The 17,935-nt window shown below is 64.8% G+C and carries 17 protein-coding genes, 1 other RNA gene and 1 pseudogene; 12 read left to right on the top strand and 7 right to left on the bottom strand.

Annotated elements, in window-relative coordinates; genetic code table 11:
• The first annotated feature begins 13 nt into the window (after window positions 1-13).
• Window positions 14-1,108: a cell division protein ZapE gene (gene zapE, locus PM1_RS24855; protein WP_009617867.1), complete on the top strand. Its 1,095-nt coding sequence runs from the start codon at window positions 14-16 to the stop codon at window positions 1,106-1,108.
• Window positions 1,109-1,463: 355 nt separating this feature from the next.
• Here zapE and PM1_RS24850 read toward each other — a convergent pair whose 3' ends face one another.
• A complete protein-coding gene (locus PM1_RS24850; protein WP_009617869.1) occupies window positions 1,464-2,423 on the bottom strand; it encodes a hypothetical protein in 960 nt (319 codons plus the stop codon).
• A 90-nt stretch (window positions 2,424-2,513) separates the two neighbouring features.
• Complete coding sequence (locus PM1_RS24845) at window positions 2,514-3,413, bottom strand: GlxA family transcriptional regulator (protein WP_161788523.1); 900 nt, start codon at window positions 3,411-3,413, stop codon at window positions 2,514-2,516.
• Between the two features lie 250 nt (window positions 3,414-3,663).
• Here PM1_RS24845 and PM1_RS24840 point away from each other — a divergent pair, with 250 nt between their 5' ends.
• Window positions 3,664-4,800, top strand: coding sequence for an acyl-CoA dehydrogenase family protein (locus tag PM1_RS24840; RefSeq protein WP_009617873.1), 1,137 nt, complete (start codon window positions 3,664-3,666; stop codon window positions 4,798-4,800).
• Between the two features lie 196 nt (window positions 4,801-4,996).
• Here PM1_RS24840 and PM1_RS24835 read toward each other — a convergent pair.
• Window positions 4,997-6,034, bottom strand: a pseudogene (locus PM1_RS24835) (NADP(H)-dependent aldo-keto reductase).
• Between the two features lie 244 nt (window positions 6,035-6,278).
• Between PM1_RS24835 and rplM the strand changes: the two are divergent.
• The 7 genes from rplM (at window position 6,279) to PM1_RS24800 (ending at window position 11,089) form a co-directional block, all read left to right on the top strand.
• Window positions 6,279-6,707, top strand: coding sequence for a 50S ribosomal protein L13 (rplM, locus tag PM1_RS24830; RefSeq protein WP_009617884.1), 429 nt, complete (start codon window positions 6,279-6,281; stop codon window positions 6,705-6,707).
• A gap of 14 nt (window positions 6,708-6,721) precedes the next feature.
• Entirely contained in the window at window positions 6,722-7,114 is a 393-nt protein-coding gene (gene rpsI / locus PM1_RS24825; RefSeq protein WP_009617885.1) for a 30S ribosomal protein S9, read from the top strand.
• Window positions 7,115-7,376: 262 nt separating this feature from the next.
• Window positions 7,377-7,967: a ubiquinol-cytochrome c reductase iron-sulfur subunit gene (petA, locus tag PM1_RS24820; RefSeq protein ID WP_009617887.1), complete on the top strand. Its 591-nt coding sequence runs from the start codon at window positions 7,377-7,379 to the stop codon at window positions 7,965-7,967.
• Window positions 7,967-9,178, top strand: a complete 1,212-nt coding sequence (locus tag PM1_RS24815; RefSeq protein WP_009617889.1) for a cytochrome b — start codon at window positions 7,967-7,969, stop codon at window positions 9,176-9,178. The genes petA and PM1_RS24815 overlap by 1 nt, the downstream gene beginning before the upstream one ends.
• Window positions 9,178-9,960 carry a cytochrome c1 gene (locus PM1_RS24810; protein ID WP_009617891.1) on the top strand — a complete coding sequence of 261 codons (783 nt, stop codon included), beginning with the start codon at window positions 9,178-9,180 and terminating at the stop codon, window positions 9,958-9,960. The genes PM1_RS24815 and PM1_RS24810 overlap by 1 nt, the downstream gene beginning before the upstream one ends.
• 92 nt (window positions 9,961-10,052) lie before the next feature.
• Window positions 10,053-10,670: a glutathione S-transferase N-terminal domain-containing protein gene (locus PM1_RS24805; protein ID WP_009617896.1), complete on the top strand. Its 618-nt coding sequence runs from the start codon at window positions 10,053-10,055 to the stop codon at window positions 10,668-10,670.
• An 11-nt stretch (window positions 10,671-10,681) separates the two neighbouring features.
• A complete protein-coding gene (locus PM1_RS24800; RefSeq protein WP_024128168.1) occupies window positions 10,682-11,089 on the top strand; it encodes a ClpXP protease specificity-enhancing factor in 408 nt (135 codons plus the stop codon).
• Between the two features lie 1,273 nt (window positions 11,090-12,362).
• On the opposite strand, the gene PM1_RS24795 is transcribed toward PM1_RS24800, so the two are convergent.
• The 4 genes from PM1_RS24795 to PM1_RS24780 are packed head-to-tail and all read right to left on the bottom strand — an operon-like array spanning window position 12,363 to window position 15,754.
• Entirely contained in the window at window positions 12,363-12,944 is a 582-nt protein-coding gene (locus PM1_RS24795; RefSeq protein ID WP_009617898.1) for a BON domain-containing protein, read from the bottom strand.
• Window positions 12,941-13,534, bottom strand: coding sequence for a phosphoheptose isomerase (locus PM1_RS24790; protein ID WP_009617899.1), 594 nt, complete (start codon window positions 13,532-13,534; stop codon window positions 12,941-12,943). Before PM1_RS24790 ends, PM1_RS24795 begins: the two co-directional genes overlap by 4 nt.
• Window positions 13,535-13,562: 28 nt before the next feature.
• Entirely contained in the window at window positions 13,563-13,943 is a 381-nt protein-coding gene (locus PM1_RS24785; RefSeq protein WP_009617900.1) for a YraN family protein, read from the bottom strand.
• On the bottom strand, window positions 13,940-15,754 hold the full coding sequence (locus PM1_RS24780; RefSeq protein ID WP_024128169.1) for a penicillin-binding protein activator: 1,815 nt from the start codon (window positions 15,752-15,754) through the stop codon (window positions 13,940-13,942). Before PM1_RS24780 ends, PM1_RS24785 begins: the two co-directional genes overlap by 4 nt.
• 129 nt (window positions 15,755-15,883) lie before the next feature.
• Between PM1_RS24780 and rsmI the strand changes: the two genes are divergently transcribed.
• The 3 genes from rsmI to mraZ all read left to right on the top strand — a co-directional run bounded on the left by rsmI (window position 15,884) and on the right by mraZ (window position 17,931).
• A complete protein-coding gene (rsmI, locus tag PM1_RS24775; protein ID WP_009617902.1) occupies window positions 15,884-16,726 on the top strand; it encodes a 16S rRNA (cytidine(1402)-2'-O)-methyltransferase in 843 nt (280 codons plus the stop codon).
• A gap of 88 nt (window positions 16,727-16,814) precedes the next feature.
• Window positions 16,815-17,167, top strand: an RNA gene (gene rnpB, locus PM1_RS24770) — RNase P RNA component class A.
• 308 nt (window positions 17,168-17,475) lie between these two features.
• Entirely contained in the window at window positions 17,476-17,931 is a 456-nt protein-coding gene (gene mraZ / locus PM1_RS24765; protein WP_024128170.1) for a division/cell wall cluster transcriptional repressor MraZ, read from the top strand.
• Window positions 17,932-17,935: the final 4 nt, after the last annotated feature.

Below are 17,935 nucleotides of genomic sequence, written 5' to 3'. Positions count from 1 at the left end.
CTTGCTACCGATCATGACGCCCCTTCAGCGCTACCAGGAAGACCTCAAACGTCCCGATTTCTTCCACGATGCGGCCCAGGCCAATGCCGTGAAGCACCTGCAGCGTCTATATGACGACCTGCTGGCGGCCGACCAGGCCAAGCCCGGGCTGTTCGGCAAGTTGCTCGGCAAGAAGTCCAGCGGCCCGGTCAAGGGCCTGTACTTCTGGGGCGGCGTGGGACGCGGCAAGACCTACCTGGTGGACACCTTCTTCGACGCGCTGCCGTTCAAGCAGAAGATGCGCACGCACTTCCACCGCTTCATGAAGCGCGTGCACGAGGAAATGAAGACCCTCAAGGGCGAGAAGAACCCGCTGACCATCATCGGCAAGCGCTTCGCCGACGAGGCCCGGGTGATCTGCTTCGATGAATTCTTCGTCTCCGACATCACCGACGCCATGATCCTCGCGACCTTGCTGGAGGAACTGTTCAAGAACGGCGTCAGCCTGGTGGCGACCTCCAACATCGTGCCCGACGGCCTGTACCGCGACGGCCTGCAGCGCGCCCGCTTCCTGCCGGCCATCGCCCTGCTCAAGGAGCACACCGAGGTGGTCAACGTCGACAGCGGCGTGGACTACCGCCTGCGCGCCCTGGAACAGGCCGAGCTGTATCACTGGCCGCTCACCGAGCAGGCCGAGCAGGCCATGGCCCGCGACTTCCGCAAGCTCACCCCGGAATGCGCCGCGGCCACCCGCGACGACGTGCTGATGATCGAGAACCGCGAGATCCGCGCGCGCCTGACCTGCGACGACGTGGCCTGGTTCGAGTACCGCGAGCTGTGCGACGGCCCGCGCAGCCAGAACGACTATATCGAGCTGGCGAAGATCTTCCACGCGGTGCTGATCTCCAACGTCGAGCAGATGAACGTGGCCAAGGACGACATGGCCCGCCGCTTCATCAACCTGGTGGACGAGTTCTACGACCGCAACGTCAAGCTGATCATCTCCGCCGAGGTGGAGCTGAAGGACCTGTACACCGGCGGGCGCCTGGAGTTCGAATTCCAGCGCACCCTGAGCCGCCTGCTGGAGATGCAGTCCCACGAGTTCCTCAGCCGACCGCATCGGCCGTGATGGGGGCGTGGTGATGCGAAAAGGGCTGCCGGATGGCAGCCCTTTTTCGTTTCTGGCTCTTCGTAGGAGCGAGCTTGCCCGCGAAGGATGCTGGCAGGGTGGTTTAGTGCCAAGGTTGAGGCCGCCCCCTCTCCCCAGCCCTCTCCCTGAAGGGAGAGGGGGCAGTCCGTGCCGAGAGATGGAATGGTTTCAGTTGGAAGCCGTCGGAGTTGCCGGCTAACTCCAGTATACCCAGCCCTGCCCAACGGTCCCCTCTCCCTTCAGGGAGAGGGTTAGGGAGAGGGGCTCTTCGGGACAACACCAAGCACCGCCGGCAAACCCCCTTCGAGAGCAAGCTCGCTCCTACGAAAAGCGTTCAGCGCTGTGCAGTCTGCGCCTCCGCCTTCTGCAACAACTGCTTCGCATGCGCCACTTCCAATGCCTCCATGGCATTGATCGGCTTGATCGCCACCGCTTTCCTCAACTGTTCCAGCGCCTTGTCCTGCTCGTCATCTCCATACACATAGCCCAGCGCATTGGCGTATTCGTAGTGCCCGATGGGCAGGTCGTCGCTGGCGCGGAATGAGCGGGCGAAGTAGGTCTCCATCTTGTCCGCGCTGACGCCGTAGGTCATGCGCCCGACCAGCTTGCCGACCTTGCGGATCACCCCGGCCTCGTAGCCGCCGTACAGCGCCAGGGCGAAGGGCTGGCTGGGCTGCTTGGCGAGGATGGCGTCCAGTTCCTTGGGAATGTCGCTGGTGTAGCCGCGCTTGAGCACCACCGGCACCGGCAGTTCCTCGGCCAGCCGCGCCTTGGCGTAGGCGCGGCCGAACTGGGCGATGGGGTCGGCGTTGAGCAGCGGGCCGGCCTGGTCGGTGTAGCTGATCACCTCTTCCAGCAGTTGCTGCTTGTCCGCCGCCGGGGCCAAGAACATGGCGTAGAGCACCTGGGCGAACATCGCCGGCACCTGGCCGCCGACGCCCAGGGCCAGGCCGTCCCGCTTGGCCTGGGCGAAGTCGCCGCGGAACAGCTTGCGCCAGACGTCCTGCAGCTTCTCGGCGTAGGCCTGGGCTTCCTCGGGCTTGCCGCTGAAGCCGCTGCCGGCGGCGACGGTCTTCGCCACCGCGTCCGGGTGGGCGGCGGCCATCTTCGTCACCCAGGCGGCGTCGGGGAAGGGGTAGCCGCCGAAGCCGCGGGTCAGCCGTGGCCAGGCGCTGCGCAGCTTGTCGCCGGAATAGTCGAAGGCGCTCTGATCGTAGGGGAAGGGTTTCCAGTCGCCCGCGGCGAAGGTGGGCAGGCAGAAGCAGGCGAGCAGGACGAGCAGTAGGCGGCGCATGAGGGAATCCCGTGTTCTTGTTCTGGAAGGGCAGCCCCGATCATAGGGAGCTGCCCGCAGGCACGGGACCTATCCTATGGATAGCGTGTTTCAGGCCTCTTTCCGCCGGTACTGGTTGCGGTAGTGGTTGGGCGACAGCTTGGTGTGCTGGCGGAACAGCCGGGCGAAGAAGCTGGCGTCGTCGTAACCCACCTCGTAGCTGATGGTCTTGATGCTCTTGCGCGAGGTCGACAGCAGGCTGCGCGCCGTCTCGATGCGCAGGCGCTGCAGGTAGTGCAGCGGCTTGTCGCCGGTGGCGGCCTGGAAGCGGCGCATGAAGTTGCGGATGCTCATGCCGTGCTCGCGGGCCACGTCCTCGAAGCGGAACTTGTCCGCGTAGTGCTCCTCCAGCCACTGCTGGACCTGCAGGATGGCCGGGTCGTGGTGCAGCTTCTGGCCGCCGAAGCCCAGGCGCCCGGGGGTGTAGCTGCGCTGCACCTCGAAGAGGATGTCGCGGGACACGCCCTGGGCCACGCTGGCGCCGCAGAAGCGCTCGATCAGGTACAGGTAGAGGTCGCGGGCCGAGGTCACGCCGCTGGCGGCGTAGAGATTGTCGGCGTCGGTGATGTGCTTCTCGCGGTTGAGCAGCACCTTGGGGTAGCGCGCGGCGAAGTCGTCGAAGAAGCGCCAGTAGGTGGTCGCCTCCTTGCCGTCCAGCAGGCCGGCCTCGGCCAGCCAGAACACCCCGGTGGCCTCGCTGCCGATGGCGCTGCCGGCGGCATGGCGTTCGCGCAGCCAGGGCACCACCTGCGGGTAGCGCGCCAGGAGCTGGTCGAAGTCGCCCCAGAAGGCCGGCAGTATCACCAGGTCGGATTCCTCGAGGGCGCCGTCCACCGCCAGCAGGTCGCCGCTGAAGGCGCGCACCGGCTGGCCGTCGGGGCTGACGATGCGGCTTTGCAGCAGCGGCGTGAGGCCCAGGCCTTCCTGTCTGCCGAAGCGCAGGCTGGCCATGTGCAGGAAGTCCCGCGCCTGCATGAGGGTGGAGGCGAAGACACCGTCGGTCGCCAGGATGCAGACCCTTTTCAGGGAAGATTCGGATTGTTCGGACATCGTTCTTATCATTGTTGTGGAGGGCTGCATTCGACGCCTAACCGGTCAAATGGCGGCTGGATCGTCTTATTTTTTGGCGCAAGTGTCCAGTAGGCGCCGCTCGGCGGGCTGACCTACATTCGGCCCTCCAGCGAGGCGCCAGGAGGCGAGCATGATCCCCAGAACCCTGTTCAGTTCCGACCACGAGCTTTTCCGCGACAGCGTGCGCAAGTTCCTCGAGCAGGAAGCCGTGCCCTTCCATCACCAGTGGGAAAAGGACGGTCACATCGACCGCGCCCTGTGGAACAAGGCGGGGGAGGCGGGGATGCTCTGCTCGCACATCCCCGAGGCCTACGGCGGCATGGCCGCGGACTTCCTCTACAGCGCCGTGGTGATCGAGGAGATCGGCCGTTTCGGCCTGACCGGCATCGGCTTCTCCCTGCACTCGGACATAGTCGCGCCCTACATCCTGCATTACGGCAGCGAGGCGCAGAAGCAGCACTACCTGCCCAAGCTGGTTTCCGGCGAGATGGTCGGCGCCATCGCCATGACCGAGCCGGGCGCCGGCTCCGACCTGCAGGGGGTGAAGACCACCGCGGTGCTGGATGGCGACGAGTACGTGATCAACGGCTCCAAGACCTTCATCACCAACGGCTTCCTCGCCGACCTGGTGATAGTGGTCGCCAAGACCGATCCCAAGGCCGGCGCCAAGGGCACCAGCCTGTTCCTGGTCGAGGCCGGCACCCCGGGATTCGAGAAGGGCAAGCGCCTGGAGAAGGTCGGCATGAAGGCCCAGGACACCTCGGAGCTGTTCTTCCAGGATGTCCGCGTGCCCAAGGAGGCGCTGCTCGGCCAGCCGGGGCAGGGCTTCATCTACCTGATGCAGGAACTGCCCCAGGAGCGCCTGACCGTGGCCCTGGGCGCCCTGGCCTCGGCCGAGGCGGCGCTGAAGTGGACGCTCGACTACACCCGCGACCGCAAGGCCTTCGGCAAGGCCGTGGCGGACTTCCAGAACACCCGCTTCAAGCTGGCCGAGATGGCCACCGAGATCCAGATCGGGCGCACCTTCGTCGACCGCTGCCTGGAGTTGCACCTGGAAGGCAAGCTCGACGTGCCCACCGCGGCCATGGCCAAGTACTGGACCACCGACCTGCAGTGCAAGGTGCTCGACGAGTGCGTGCAGTTGCACGGCGGCTACGGCTTCATGTGGGAATACCCGGTGGCCCGCGCCTGGGCCGATGCGCGGGTGCAGCGCATCTATGCGGGGACCAACGAGATCATGAAGGAAATCATCGCCCGGGCGCTGTAAGCGGCAAGGCCCTCCTGCGAGGTGCAGGAGAAACGCCACCGTAGGATGGGTTGAGCGAAGCGATACCCATCGCCACCACCGCATGGGTTTCGCAGGCTCAACCCATCCTGCGAAGAGCGCAGTCGGCAAGACAGTAGCTCCTACAGGCGGCAGGCTCTTGCCTGCAGCCTATGGCTTGTAGCCTGCCGCCGCTTTTTCAGGGCGCCGGGTTCGGCTGGTCCTTGTGGATCGCCTCGATGCCGGCCAGGACTTCCTCGGAGAGTTGCAGCTGGAAGCTGGCGAGGTTGCTTTCCAGCTGCTCCAGCGAGGTCGCGCCGATGATGTTGCTGGTCACGAACGGCTGGCGGGTGACGAAGGCCAGGGCCATCTGCGCCGGGTCCAGGCCGTGCTCGCGGGCCAGGGCCACGTAGCGGGCGCAGGCGCGCTCGCTCTGCGGGTTGGTGTAGCGGGTGAAGCGGCTGAACAGGGTGATGCGGGCGTTGGCCGGGCGCGCGCCGTTGTCGTACTTGCCCGAGAGCATGCCGAAGGCCAGCGGCGAGTAGGCCAGCAGGCCGCAGCGCTCGCGGATGGCGATTTCCGCCAGGCCCACTTCGAAGCTGCGGTTGAGCAGGTTGTAGGGGTTCTGGATGGAGACCGCGCGCGGCCAGCCGCGCTCCTCGGCCAGCTGCAGGAAGCGCATGGTGCCCCAGGGCGTCTCGTTGGACAGGCCGACGTGGCGGATCTTGCCGGCGCGCACCTGCTCGTCGAGCACTTCCAGGGTTTCCTCCAGCGGGGTGAAGTCCTGTTCCTTGTGCTGGTAGCCGAGCTGGCCGAAGAAGTTGGTGCTGCGCTCGGGCCAGTGCAACTGATAGAGGTCGATCCAGTCGGTCTGCAGGCGCTTCAGGCTGGCGTCCAGGGCCGCGACCAGGTTCTTGCGGTCGTGCTTGAGCTGGCCGTCGCGGATGTGGCTGATGCCGTTGCCGGGGCCGGCCACCTTGCTGGCCAGGATCCACTCGGCGCGGTCGCCGCGCTGGCGGAACCAGTTGCCGATGATCTACTCGGTGCGCGAGTAGGTCTCCGCGCGCGGCGGCACCGGGTACATCTCGGCGGTGTCGATGAAGTTGACGCCGGCGGCCTTGGCCAGGTCGATCTGGGCGAAGGCCTGGGCCTCGGTGTTCTGCTCGCCCCAGGTCATGGTTCCCAGGCACAGGGCGCTGACTTTCAGTTCGGTGCGGCCGAGCGGGCGGTACTCCATGGCGTCTCCTCGTGAAATCAAGTGGTTAACAAGGTTGTAAATTCTGCCGGAATCTGCATAATTCGGCAGCCTTTCATCGGTAGGGGATGCCTAGCCTGCCGATTGATACATCTAGTCGTTACGGACGCACACTGACCCGAGCCCCAAATCGTGTCTGTTTCTGGCTGTCCTTGACTTGTCAAGGCAACCACTGTCCAGTAAGATTCGCCGTCTTATTTTCAGGCGGCCCCTGAGGCTATAACGAATGAAAACTTTCACCGCGAAACCAGAAACTGTTAAGCGCGACTGGTTCGTCGTCGACGCTGCTGGCCTGACCCTGGGTCGTCTGGCTACCGAAATCGCTACCCGCCTGCGCGGCAAGCACAAGCCGGAATACACCCCGCACGTTGACACCGGCGACTACATCGTCGTGATCAACGCCGAGCAGGTCCGTGTCACCGGCGCCAAAGCCACCGACAAGATGTACTACCATCACTCGGGCTTCCCGGGCGGTATCAAGTCGATCAACTTCGAGAAGCTGATTGCCAAGGCTCCCGAGCGCGTCATCGAGATCGCGGTCAAAGGCATGCTGCCGAAGAACCCGCTGGGTCGCGACATGTACCGCAAGCTGAAAGTGTACAAGGGTGCCAACCACCCGCACACCGCTCAGCAGCCTCAAGAACTGAAGATTTAACGGGATAGCTCATCATGTCGGCGACTCAAAATTACGGCACTGGCCGTCGTAAGACCGCTACCGCACGCGTCTTCCTGCGTCCGGGTACCGGCAATATCTCCATCAACAACCGCAGCCTGGACGTGTTCTTCGGCCGCGAAACCGCTCGCATGGTCGTGCGTCAGCCCCTCGAGCTGACCGAGAACACCGAGAAGTTCGACATCTACGTCACCGTCGTCGGTGGTGGTGTCAGCGGCCAGGCCGGTGCGATCCGTCACGGTATCACCCGCGCCCTGATCGAATACGACGAGACCCTGCGCAGCGCCCTGCGCAAAGCCGGCTACGTCACCCGCGATGCCCGTGAGGTCGAGCGTAAGAAAGTCGGTCTGCGTAAAGCGCGTAAGCGTCCGCAGTACTCCAAGCGTTAATACGACGCTTCGAAAAAAACGCCCAGCGCCGAGAGGACTGGGCGTTTTTTTATGCCTAGGATTAAGGGGGCCGGTAATTTATGCGGCAAGGTGTCGCACGGTCTGGGAGCCGCATGGCGCAAGGGTTCCAGCTTCCTGCTCGGGGGTAATTACCTTGTCAGCTACAGGGCTTTTCTTTACCATTTGGCGAATTTTTCTGCGGCACAACTTTTACTCTAAGGCCCGAGAAGATAACGGGCTAAAGCTGATGGGAGACGACTGAATGAGTAATGACGGCGTGAATGCAGGCCGGCGTCGCTTCCTCGTCGCGGCCACTTCGGTGGTCGGCGCCGCGGGAGCTGTCGGAGCTGCGGTCCCGTTCGTGGGGTCATGGTTCCCCAGTGCCAAGGCCAAGGCGGCCGGCGCGCCGGTGAAGGTGAACGTCGGCAAGATCGAGCCAGGACAGCAGGTCATCGCTGAATGGCGCGGCAAGCCGGTGTTCCTGGTTCACCGAACCAAGGAAATGCTCGATGCCCTGCCGACCCTCGAAAGTCAGCTGGCCGACCCGGAGTCCAAGGCTTCCGAGCAGCCGACCTACGTCGATCCCAAGCTGCGCTCCATCAAGCCGGAACTCGCCGTCATCGTTGGTATCTGCACCCACCTGGGCTGCTCGCCGACCTTCCGCCCGGAAGTCGCTCCCGCCGACCTCGGCCCGGACTGGAAGGGTGGCTACTTCTGCCCCTGCCACGGCTCCCACTACGATCTGGCCGGTCGCGTCTACAAGGGCCAGCCCGCGCCCCTGAACCTGCCGATTCCGCCCTATAGCCTCGATGGTGACGTGCTGACCATCGGTGTGGACCAGGAGAAAGCCTGATGAACAAGTTCATGGCTTGGGTCGATGCCCGCTTCCCCGCGACCAAGATGTGGGAAGACCATCTGAGCAAGTATTACGCCCCGAAGAACTTCAACTTCTGGTACTTCTTCGGCTCCCTGGCACTGCTGGTGCTGGTCAACCAGATCCTCACCGGTATCTGGCTGACCATGAGCTTCACGCCGTCCTCGGAAGAAGCCTTCGCCTCCGTGGAATACATCATGCGCGATGTGGACTACGGCTGGATCATCCGCTACATGCACTCCACCGGTGCATCGGCGTTCTTCATCGTGGTCTACCTGCACATGTTCCGTGGCCTGCTCTACGGCTCCTACCAGAAGCCGCGCGAACTGGTCTGGCTGTTCGGCATGCTGATCTACCTCGCCCTGATGGCCGAGGCCTTCATGGGCTATCTGCTGCCCTGGGGCCAGATGTCCTACTGGGGCGCCCAGGTGATCATCTCGCTGTTCGGCGCCATCCCGGTGGTGGGCGAGGCGCTGGCGCAGTGGATCCGCGGTGACTTCCTGATCTCCGGCATCACCCTGAACCGCTTCTTCGCCCTGCACGTGATCGCCCTGCCGATCGTCCTGCTCGGCCTGGTCGTGCTGCACATCCTGGCGCTGCACGAAGTCGGCTCGAACAACCCCGACGGCGTGGACATCAAGAAGAAGAAGGACGAGAACGGCATCCCGCTGGACGGCATCCCGTTCCACCCGTACTACACCGTCAAGGACATCCTCGGCGTGGTGGTCTTCCTGTTCGTGTTCTGCACCGTGATCTTCTTCTTCCCGGAAATGGGCGGGTTCTTCCTCGAGAAGCCCAACTTCGAGATGGCGAACCAGTTCAAGACCCCCGAGCACATCGCCCCGGTGTGGTACTTCACCCCGTTCTACGCGATCCTGCGCGCGGTTCCGGACAAGCTGATGGGCGTCATCGCCATGGGCGCCGCCATCGCCGTGCTGTTCGTCCTGCCGTGGCTCGACCGTAGCCCGGTGCGCTCGATCCGCTACAAGGGCTGGCTGAGCAAGATCTGGCTGGTGATCTTCGCGGTGTCCTTCGTGATCCTCGGCTACTACGGCTCGCAAGCTCCGTCGCCGCTGGGCACCACGCTGTCGCGTCTGTGCACCATCCTGTATTTCGCGTTCTTCATCCTGATGCCGTTCTACACCCGGATGGAGAAAACCAAACCGGTTCCGGAAAGGGTGACTGGCTGATGAAAAAGCAATTCGCAGCATTGATTCTGGCCCTGGTGCCCCTCTTCGGCTTCGCCGCCGAAGGCCACGGACCGGCCCTCGATCACGTCGACATCGACCTGACCGACAAAGCAGCCATGCAGGATGGCGCGCGTACCTTCGCCAACTACTGCATGGGTTGCCACAGCGCCAAGTTCCAGCGCTACGAGCGCGTTGGCCGTGACCTGGGGATTCCCGAGGAGCTGATGCTCAGCCACCTGGTGTTCACCGGGGCGAAGATCGGTGACCACATGGACATCGGCATGAAGCCGGCCGACGCCAAGGTCTGGTTCGGCGCCGCGCCGCCGGACCTGACCCTGGTGGCCCGCGTGCGTGGCACCGACTGGCTGTACACCTACCTGCGCTCCTTCTACGAGGATCCCAAGCGCCCGTGGGGGGTGAACAACAAGGTGTTCCCCAACGTCGGCATGCCCAACGTGCTGGGTAGCGTGCAAGGCCGCCAGGTTATCGGTTGCAAGCAGATCCAGGTCGTGGAAAATGGCAAGAAGCAGTTCGATCCGCTGACCGGTACGCCGCTGACCCACGAGGCCTGCGACCAGCTCACCGTGGTGCCGAAGACCGGCCAGCTGACCGAAGCGCAGTTCGACGAGAAGGTGAAGAACCTGGTGACCTTCCTGGCTTACTCGGCTGACCCGAACAAGCTGGATTCCCACCGCATCGGCACCTACGTCCTGCTGTACCTGGCCTTCTTCTTCGTGTTCGCCTACCTGCTCAAGCGCGAATACTGGAAGGACGTGCACTAGCACAAGCCAGCTCCAAGCGTTGAAGCGCGCGCGCCCTACGGGGCGCGCGCGTCTTTTTACCTCCCTGAAATGCTGTTGCGAGGAGGCCCGGCATGGCCGCAGTCAATAAGCTCACCTGTTACTCCGACCCTGCCGATCACTACTGCCATCGTGTGCGTCTGGTCCTGGCGGAAAAGAACGTCCAGGCCGACATCGTCGAGGTCCAGGCCGGGCGCTGCCCGCCGAAGCTGGCCGAGGTGAACCCCTACGCCAGCGTGCCGACCCTGGTCGACCGCGACCTCGTGCTCTACGAGTCGACGGTGATCATGGAGTACCTCGAGGAGCGCTATCCGCACCCGCCGCTGATGCCGGTGTACCCGGTGGCGCGGGCCAACACCCGCCTGCTGGTGCATCGCATCCAGCGCGACTGGTGCGCCCTGGTCGACCGCATCCTCGACGATCGTCAGAAGGATGGCGATCGCGCCTTGGCGCGCAAGGAGTTGCGTGAGAGTCTAACGGGGGTGTCGCCGCTGTTCGCCGAGAAGCCTTTCTTCCTCAGCGAGGAGTTGAGCCTGGTCGACTGCTGCCTGCTGCCGATCCTCTGGCGCCTGCCGCTGCTCGGCATCGAGCTGCCGCGCCAGGCCAAGCCGTTGCTCGACTACATGGAGCGGCAGTTCGCCCGCGACAGCTTCCAGGCTAGTCTGTCCTCCATCGAACGTGATATGCGCTAAGGAAACCGATGATGAATTCCAGTCGACCCTACCTCGTACGAGCCCTCTATGAGTGGATCGTCGACAACGGCTGTACGCCGCATATCCTGGTGAACGCCGAATATCCAGGGGTCAGGGTGCCGCCGGGATATGCCAGCGATGGCCAGATCGTCCTCAACGTGTCGCCCACGGCGGTGCGCCACCTGCAGATGGACAACGAGGCGGTGAGTTTCGAGGGGCGCTTCGGCGGTGTGGCGCAGAGCCTGTACATCCCGTCCCAGGCGGTGATGGCGGTCTACGCGAGGGAGAATGGCCAGGGCATGGTCTTCGACCTGGAGCCGCCGGTGCCGGCGGACGACGAGGAACTGCAGGACGACGGCGGGCCCAGCGACGAGCCGCCAAGGCCCAGCGGGCGGCCCAGCCTGAAAGTGGTCAAGTAGGAAAAGAGGCGATCCGAGGATCGCCTTTTTCATGCCCGCGCGGTTGCGATGGTTCGCCGCCAGGTGGCATTTCTCCGGTGTGCCAACGTCTACGGGTTATCCGCCGAATCGCGGACAGAGTCCGGGCAAACCAGCGCCCCGTAGGATGGTGTTGAGCGAAGCGATACCCATCGCCACGACCGCATGGGTTTCGCCAAGGCTCAACCCATCCGTTGAGGCGCACCTCGGCGCGGCCTGCAGGACAGTTGCTCCTACGGTTCCAGGGAAGCGCGGGTGTAGGAGCGGACTCCGTCCGCGATTGGTTTCGCCGGCCACGCCGGACACCTCGGCGGCACGGCCAACGGCGGATAACCGCGAACGGTTATTCGCCCTACGTTCCTGCCAAGGAAAAAGCCCCGCATGGCGGTAATGCTGTTCACTTAAGAAGGGATGCCGTTTCTCTGCCTGGGGGAAACGGTATTTTTCATTTGGGGTTATGGCTTGGCTCGCGAAGCTTGCCCCACTCCGGCCTTAACCTCGTCATTGCCGCGAACAATACTGAAGGGGAATAACCCAGTTGCCTTGGCTTGGGTGTTTCTGCGCCGCACCGAGTCTGCCCGACCGTCTTGTTTCGCCCCCTCGGGCGAGTCCCTTTTGTCAAACGGTGGAAGGCCACCCCCGCAAAAAGGAACCAAAAGGGCTTGCCCCGACATACGGGCCCGACACAGTCGGGCTACCCTCGCGAATTCCCCCGCCACGGAGGCCCGAACTAGGCGTCCCCCCCCGAGCGTACGTCCCTGTAGCCCATCGGGGCTCTCGCGACATCCATGTCGCATGACCTCCTGAGCGCGGGTTTCGCTCGGCCTTCTGAAGGGGCGTTCCGGTGCGCTCGGGTATTTCTCTGGAAGTCCAAAAGCCAGAGCGAATGCGCTTTGGCTTTTCGTAGGAGCGAGCTTGCTCGCGAACCCAGGGTTCGCGTTCGCGGGAATGACGGGGTGGGGTTAGGCGTTTCAGGAAGACTCCGAACTCTCCAGCCACTCAGGACAGCCCCCTCTCCCTTCAGGGAGAGGGCTGGGGAGAGGGTGCTCTTGAGTCCAGCACCTACGCCACCGACAAACCCCGTTCGCGAGCAAGCTCGCTCCTACAGGGGAGACGCCATGCCTTCCGCTGGGCTGTAGGCGCCTCGGTGGCACGGCCAACGGCGGATAACCGCGAACGGTTATGCGCCCTACAGCGGTCGCGGTAGCAAGAAAAAGCCCCGCGTGGCGGGGCTTTTTCAACTGGTTGAGGTCGCTCAGTCGATGTACTCGAACAGCCGCACGATCTTCTGCACGCCATTGACGTTCTGCACCACCTGGGTGGCCAGGTCGCCTTCGCGGCGGGTCACCAGGCCCAGCATGTAGACGATACCGTTCTCGGTGACGACCTTGATGCGCGAGGACGGCACGTTGGCGTCGGTGAGCATCTGCGTCTTGATCTTGGTGGTCAGCCAGGTGTCGTTGTTGCGCGCCAGCAGCGAGGAGGGCTGCAGGACCTGCAGCTCGTTGTGCACGGTCTTGACCTTCTGCACGTTGCGCGCGGCCTGCTCGGCCTTGTTCTTCAGGTCGGCGCGCGGCGTCTGGCCGGCCAGCAGGACCACACCGTTGTAGCTGATGACCACGATGTGCGAGTTGCGGTCCAGGTCCGGATCGGCCTTGGCGACGTTGACCGCGACCTTGGTCTCGATCAGCGAGTCGTCGATGGTGCTGCCGATGGTGCGGGTGCCGCGGTTGTCGTCGATGGGCTCCTCGCGGGTGGCGCTGAGGAAGCTGCTGCAGCCGCCCATGACCAGGGTCAGGGCAAGGAGGCCGGCGAGGGTCAGCGGACTACGACTCATTCTTCACTCCCGAACAGTTGACGATCGATGAGGTCGCACAGGCAGTGGATCACCAGCAGGTGCACTTCCTGGATGCGTGCGGTCACCTTGGCCGGCACGCGGATTTCGACGTCCTCCGGCAGCAGCAGCGAGGCCATGCCGCCGCCGTCGCGGCCGGTCAGGGCCACCACCACCATCTCGCGGTCGTGGGCGGCCTGGATGGCCTGGATGACGTTGGCCGAGTTGCCGCTGGTGGAAATCGCCAGCAGCACGTCGCCGGGCTGGCCGAGGGCGCGGATCTGCTTGGAGAACACCTCGTTGTAGCTGTAGTCGTTGGCGATCGAGGTGATGGTCGAGCTGTCGGTGGTCAGGGCCACTGCGGGCAGGCTCGGGCGCTCGCGCTCGAAGCGGTTGAGCAGTTCCGAGGAGAAATGCTGGGCGTCGCCCGCCGAGCCGCCGTTGCCGCAACTGAGGATCTTGCCTTCGTTGAGCAGGGCATTGACCATCACCATGCTGGCCTGTTCGATATGCGGAATCAGCACTTCCGTGGCCTGCTGCTTGGTCTCGATGCTGGCATGGAAGAGCTGGCGGATACGGGATTGCATGTCCATCAGGTGTGACCTTTCGTCGAGCGTCTGATCAGGTGTCAAAGGCGTTGGTGATCCAGTTCAGTTGAGCGGGTGGGGTTCCCGCGGAGGGCTGCACCGCTATTACGTCGAACCGGCAAGGGTGCCGGGACCAGCGGGCTTCCTGTTGCAGAAAATGTTCGGCGGCGGCGATCAGCCGTTGGCGCTTGTGCGCGTCCACGCTTTCCAGGGCGCCGCCCCAGGCCTGGTGCCGGCGGCAGCGAACTTCGACGAATACTACTGTATCGCCGTCCAGCATGACCAGATCGAGCTCGCCGCGGCGGCACCGCCAGTTCTGCGTCAGCAGGCGCAGGCCATGGCGCTGCAGGTGCTCGCGGGCGAGCTGCTCGGCGCGGCGCCCGAGTTCCTGCGAGTCGCCGCGCCGTCCGCTCAAAGGCCGCCGTTCTCCAGCGGCTGCGCCTGGCCATTGCGGAATTCCGCCCAGGGCAGCTGGCGCTGGATGCGCTGGTTGGGCGCCAGGCTCAGGTTGCCGGTGAAGCCGTCGAGCTGCATGCTCGGCAGGGCCTTGAGTTCCGGCAGGCGCGGCGCCAGGCGGTAGGCGTCGGCGCCCATGGCGTAGAGTCGGCCGAGGCTGCTGGCGGCCTGCGGCCACTGGGCCACGACCTGCTGGCGCAGCGGGTTGCCGGTCTGCAGCAGCCAGGGCGTCTCGCAGAAACGGATGCCGTTGAGGTCCTGGTCCTGCGCCGGGTTGTTCTGCCCGGTGTAGAGGTTGGAGGTGGCGTAGACCGGCAGGTCGCCGGCGTACTGGAAGGCCAGGGTCGGCTTGATCTGGCGCGCCTGCTGCGGGGTCGAGGCGAGGAAGATGAAGTCGATGTCCTGGCGCCGCGAGGGCTGGGTGTCGACGTTGCTGTCGAGCACGCCCTGCAGGCGCTTGGCACGGCCTTCGCTCTGGCGCAGCTGGAGCAGGTCGGCGATCTGCTGGGCCAGCTCCACCGGCTGGTCGACGTGCTCGGCGGCGATCAGGGTGCCGCCGCGGGCCTGCCAGTCACGGCTGAAGGCGGCCAGCACGCGGTCGCCCCAGTCGCCGCGCGGCACCAGCGCCACGGCGCGGCGCATGCCGTCGTCCCAGGCCTTGCGGGCCACTTCGCGGGCCTCGTCCTCGGCCGACAGGCCGAACTGGAACAGCTGGGCCGGGCCGGTCTGGGCGCTGTCGGTGTAGTTCAGGGCCAGGGTGGTGATGGGCAGCTGCGGGCGATCGCCGAGTTGCTTGACCAGCGGCTTCTCCAGCGGGCCGACCACCAGTTGCACGCCGTCGGCCTGGGCCTGGCGGTAGAAGTCGTCCAGCGAGCGCACCTGGCTGCTGTCGTAGAGCTGGATGGACGGTTGCTGGCTGCCGCTCTGCTGGGCCTGGTAATAGGCGGCCATGAAGCCGTCCTGCAGGGCTCGGGCGACGCCGGCCAACTGGCCCTGCTGGGGCAGCAGCAGGCCGATCTTGTTCAGCGGCTGGGCGGCCAGCGACTTGAGCTTCTCCAGGGCGTCCGGCAGTTGCTTGGCCGCCGGGTGCTGCGGGTTCTGCTGGCGCCAGGTGTCGATGTTGGCCTGCTGCTCCTGCAGGGTCGAGGCGCTCTTCACCACGCGGGCCAGCTCCATCCAGCCGTTCAGGTCGCCTTCGTTGGCCACGGGTTGCAGCTGCTCCACCGGCAGGCTGGAGACCAGGCCCCAGATGGCCTCGTGGTTGGCCTTGCTGGCCTCGGCGTTGAGCAGCGGGTCGACGAACACGCGTTCGCGGGCGGCGGCCAGGGGCTGGCTGTCGGCGGCCAGGGCCTGGGCCTTGACCAGGCCGCTGCGCGCCTGCTGTTCCACCGGCAGTTCGCCCAGGTGGGTGAAGCTGGGGTGGTCGAAGGCCTTGAGGGCGGCCTTGGGCTTGTTGCGGGCCAGGGATATCTGCGCGTCCAGGGTGCTGGCGAAAATCTGCTGCGCCGGCTTCAGGCTATCCATCGGGATCTGTTCGAGGATCTGCGCGGCGCGGCCGACGTCCTTCTGCTGGTAGGCCAGGTCGGCGGCCGACAGCTTCAGCAGCACGGCTTCCCCGGGCTTGGCGGTGGCGGCCTGCTGCAGCAGTTGCTCGATGCTGGCGTTCGGGGTGCGCGGCAGTTCGCCGAGGTTGGAAGAGGGCGAACTGGCGCAGGCGGCCAGCAGGGTGGCCAGGCACAGGGCGGAAAGCGGACGCAGTCGAGCGATCATCATCGGGCTTCTCGTGGCGCATTCAAAAAGAGTCGGCAATTGTACCCAAGGCGGCTGGCCGAGGCGATGGCGGGTGCCGGAAACGGGATACAATGGGGAATTTTCCGGTTCGGGCTTAAGGAGTGCTGCGTGTCCCTCGGTACCTTGTATGTGGTGGCTACGCCCATCGGCAACCTCGACGACATCAGCGCCCGCGCCTTGCGCACCCTGCGCGAGGTGGCCCTCATCGCCGCCGAGGACACCCGCCATTCGATCCGCCTGCTGCAGCACTTCGGCATCGAGACGCCGCTGGCCGCCTGCCACGAGCACAACGAGCGCGAGCAGGGCGGGCGCTTCATCACCCGCCTGCTGGCGGGGGACGACGTGGCGCTGGTGTCCGACGCCGGCACGCCGCTGATTTCCGACCCCGGCTACCACCTGGTGCGCCAGGCGCGCGCCGCGGGTATCCGGGTGGTCCCGGTGCCGGGGGCCTGCGCGCTGATCGCCGGGTTGTCGGCGGCGGGCCTGCCGTCGGACCGCTTCGTCTTCGAAGGGTTCCTGCCGGCCAAGACCGCCGGGCGCAAGGCGCGCCTGGAGGCGCTGCGCGAGGAGCCGCGCACGCTGATCTTCTACGAGGCGCCGCACCGCATCCTGGAGTGCATCCAGGACATGGTCGAGGTGTTCGGCGAGGCGCGCCAGGCGGTGCTGGCCCGCGAGCTGACCAAGACCTTCGAGACCCTCAAGGGCCTGCCCCTGGGCGAGCTGCGCGACTGGGTGGCGGCGGACGCCAACCAGCAGCGCGGCGAGTGCGTGCTGCTGCTGGCCGGCTGGGAGGCGCCTGAGGATGAGGGCATCGACGCCGAATCGCTGCGGGTGCTCGACCTGCTGCTGGCGGAGCTGCCGGTCAAGCGCGCGGCGGCGCTGGCGGCGGAGATCACCGGGGTGCGCAAGAACCTGCTGTACCAGGCGGCGCTGGAGCGCAAGGCGGACTGAAGCGTCGGTTCGCGATTTTAAGACCTTCGTACCAGGCTGGCGGATTGCCCTTGCGGCTGGCCGCCGCTGTCGCTAACCTTGGCGGCGGAGAGTCGATTGGACAGTCGCTGCTTCGTGGTTCGCCACGGGGGGGAGGAAAGTCCGGGCTCCATAGGGCAGAGTGCCAGGTAACGCCTGGGAGGCGCGAGCCTACGGAAAGTGCCACAGAAAATAACCGCCTAAGCGCTACAGCGCCGGTAAGGGTGAAAAGGTGCGGTAAGAGCGCACCGCACGGCTGGCAACAGTGCGTGGCTAGGTAAACCCCACTCGGAGCAAGACCAAATAGGAATCCGTTGCGTGGCCCGCGCTGGATTCGGGTAGGTCGCTTGAGGCGTTCAGTGATGGATGTCCCAGAGGAATGGCTGTCCTCGACAGAACCCGGCTTACAGATCGACTCTCTCCTCTTTTCCCACTTCTTCCCACAACGACCATTTGTCGCGCGATGGAAGAAACATAAATCTTAAGAAGTTGCTTTAAGTAGAAAAGCCCAGTGTTTTGAAAACACTGGGCTTTTTGCCTTTCAAGGTGGCGTCAAAAACGCTGCGAAACCTCTTAAAAGCACGCTAAATCTCCGTCCTATAAGGATTTTTCCCTCCAGCCTCGCCTTGACGGTGGGGAGCGCGCATTTCTATAGTGTGCGCAAGTGGTATGAAGTGGGTAAAAGTGGGATCAACTGGCAAGGAAAGCCAACCACCGGGGGAAACGCTGACGTGTTTCGCGGAGCTAACGCCATCAGTCTCGACGCCAAAGGGCGCCTCGCGATGCCGAGTCGGTATCGTGACGAGCTCGTTTCGCGTTGCAATGGCCAGCTCATCGTCACCATCGATACCGTCGACCCCTGCCTGACCGTCTACCCCTTGCCCGAATGGGAAATCATCGAAGCCAAGCTCCGCGAGCTGCCCTCGCTGCGTGAAGAGACGCGGCGCCTGCAGCGTTTGCTGATCGGTAACGCGGTGGACCTGGAACTGGATGGCAACGGGCGTTTCCTGGTGCCGCCGCGGCTGCGCGAGTACGCCAGGCTGGACAAGCGGGCGATGCTCGTCGGCCAGTTGAACAAGTTCCAGTTGTGGGACGAAGACAAGTGGAATGCGGTGGCCGAGGCCGACCTCGCCGCCATCAAGGAGCCCGGCGGACTGCCGGACGAACTACGCGACCTTATTTTGTGAGCCT

Origin of the sequence: Pseudomonas sp. M1 (genome assembly GCF_022760135.1) — a bacterium.
Classification (GTDB): Bacteria; Pseudomonadota; Gammaproteobacteria; order Pseudomonadales; family Pseudomonadaceae; genus Pseudomonas; species Pseudomonas citronellolis.
Note: the sequence above shows the minus strand (reverse complement) of the source record. Positions and strands in the feature narration are given on the sequence as shown.

Excerpts from the sequence above, each read along its gene's own strand:
- PM1_RS24805 (WP_009617896.1), top strand. The coding sequence starts at position 10,053 with ATGGCCGCAGTCAATAAGCTCACCTGTTACTCCGACCCTGCCGATCAC.
- PM1_RS24790 (WP_009617899.1), bottom strand. The coding sequence starts at position 13,534 with ATGGACATGCAATCCCGTATCCGCCAGCTCTTCCATGCCAGCATCGAG.
- PM1_RS24810 (WP_009617891.1), top strand. The coding sequence starts at position 9,178 with ATGAAAAAGCAATTCGCAGCATTGATTCTGGCCCTGGTGCCCCTCTTC.
- rpsI (WP_009617885.1), top strand. The coding sequence starts at position 6,722 with ATGTCGGCGACTCAAAATTACGGCACTGGCCGTCGTAAGACCGCTACC.
- PM1_RS24845 (WP_161788523.1), bottom strand. The coding sequence starts at position 3,413 with ATGGCCAGCCTGCGCTTCGGCAGACAGGAAGGCCTGGGCCTCACGCCG.
- PM1_RS24795 (WP_009617898.1), bottom strand. The coding sequence starts at position 12,944 with ATGAGTCGTAGTCCGCTGACCCTCGCCGGCCTCCTTGCCCTGACCCTG.
- rplM (WP_009617884.1), top strand. The coding sequence starts at position 6,279 with ATGAAAACTTTCACCGCGAAACCAGAAACTGTTAAGCGCGACTGGTTC.
- PM1_RS24815 (WP_009617889.1), top strand. The coding sequence starts at position 7,967 with ATGAACAAGTTCATGGCTTGGGTCGATGCCCGCTTCCCCGCGACCAAG.
- PM1_RS24800 (WP_024128168.1), top strand. The coding sequence starts at position 10,682 with ATGAATTCCAGTCGACCCTACCTCGTACGAGCCCTCTATGAGTGGATC.
- PM1_RS24850 (WP_009617869.1), bottom strand. The coding sequence starts at position 2,423 with ATGCGCCGCCTACTGCTCGTCCTGCTCGCCTGCTTCTGCCTGCCCACC.
- PM1_RS24780 (WP_024128169.1), bottom strand. The coding sequence starts at position 15,754 with ATGATCGCTCGACTGCGTCCGCTTTCCGCCCTGTGCCTGGCCACCCTG.
- PM1_RS24840 (WP_009617873.1), top strand. The coding sequence starts at position 3,664 with ATGATCCCCAGAACCCTGTTCAGTTCCGACCACGAGCTTTTCCGCGAC.
- petA (WP_009617887.1), top strand. The coding sequence starts at position 7,377 with ATGAGTAATGACGGCGTGAATGCAGGCCGGCGTCGCTTCCTCGTCGCG.
- zapE (WP_009617867.1), top strand. The coding sequence starts at position 14 with ATGACGCCCCTTCAGCGCTACCAGGAAGACCTCAAACGTCCCGATTTC.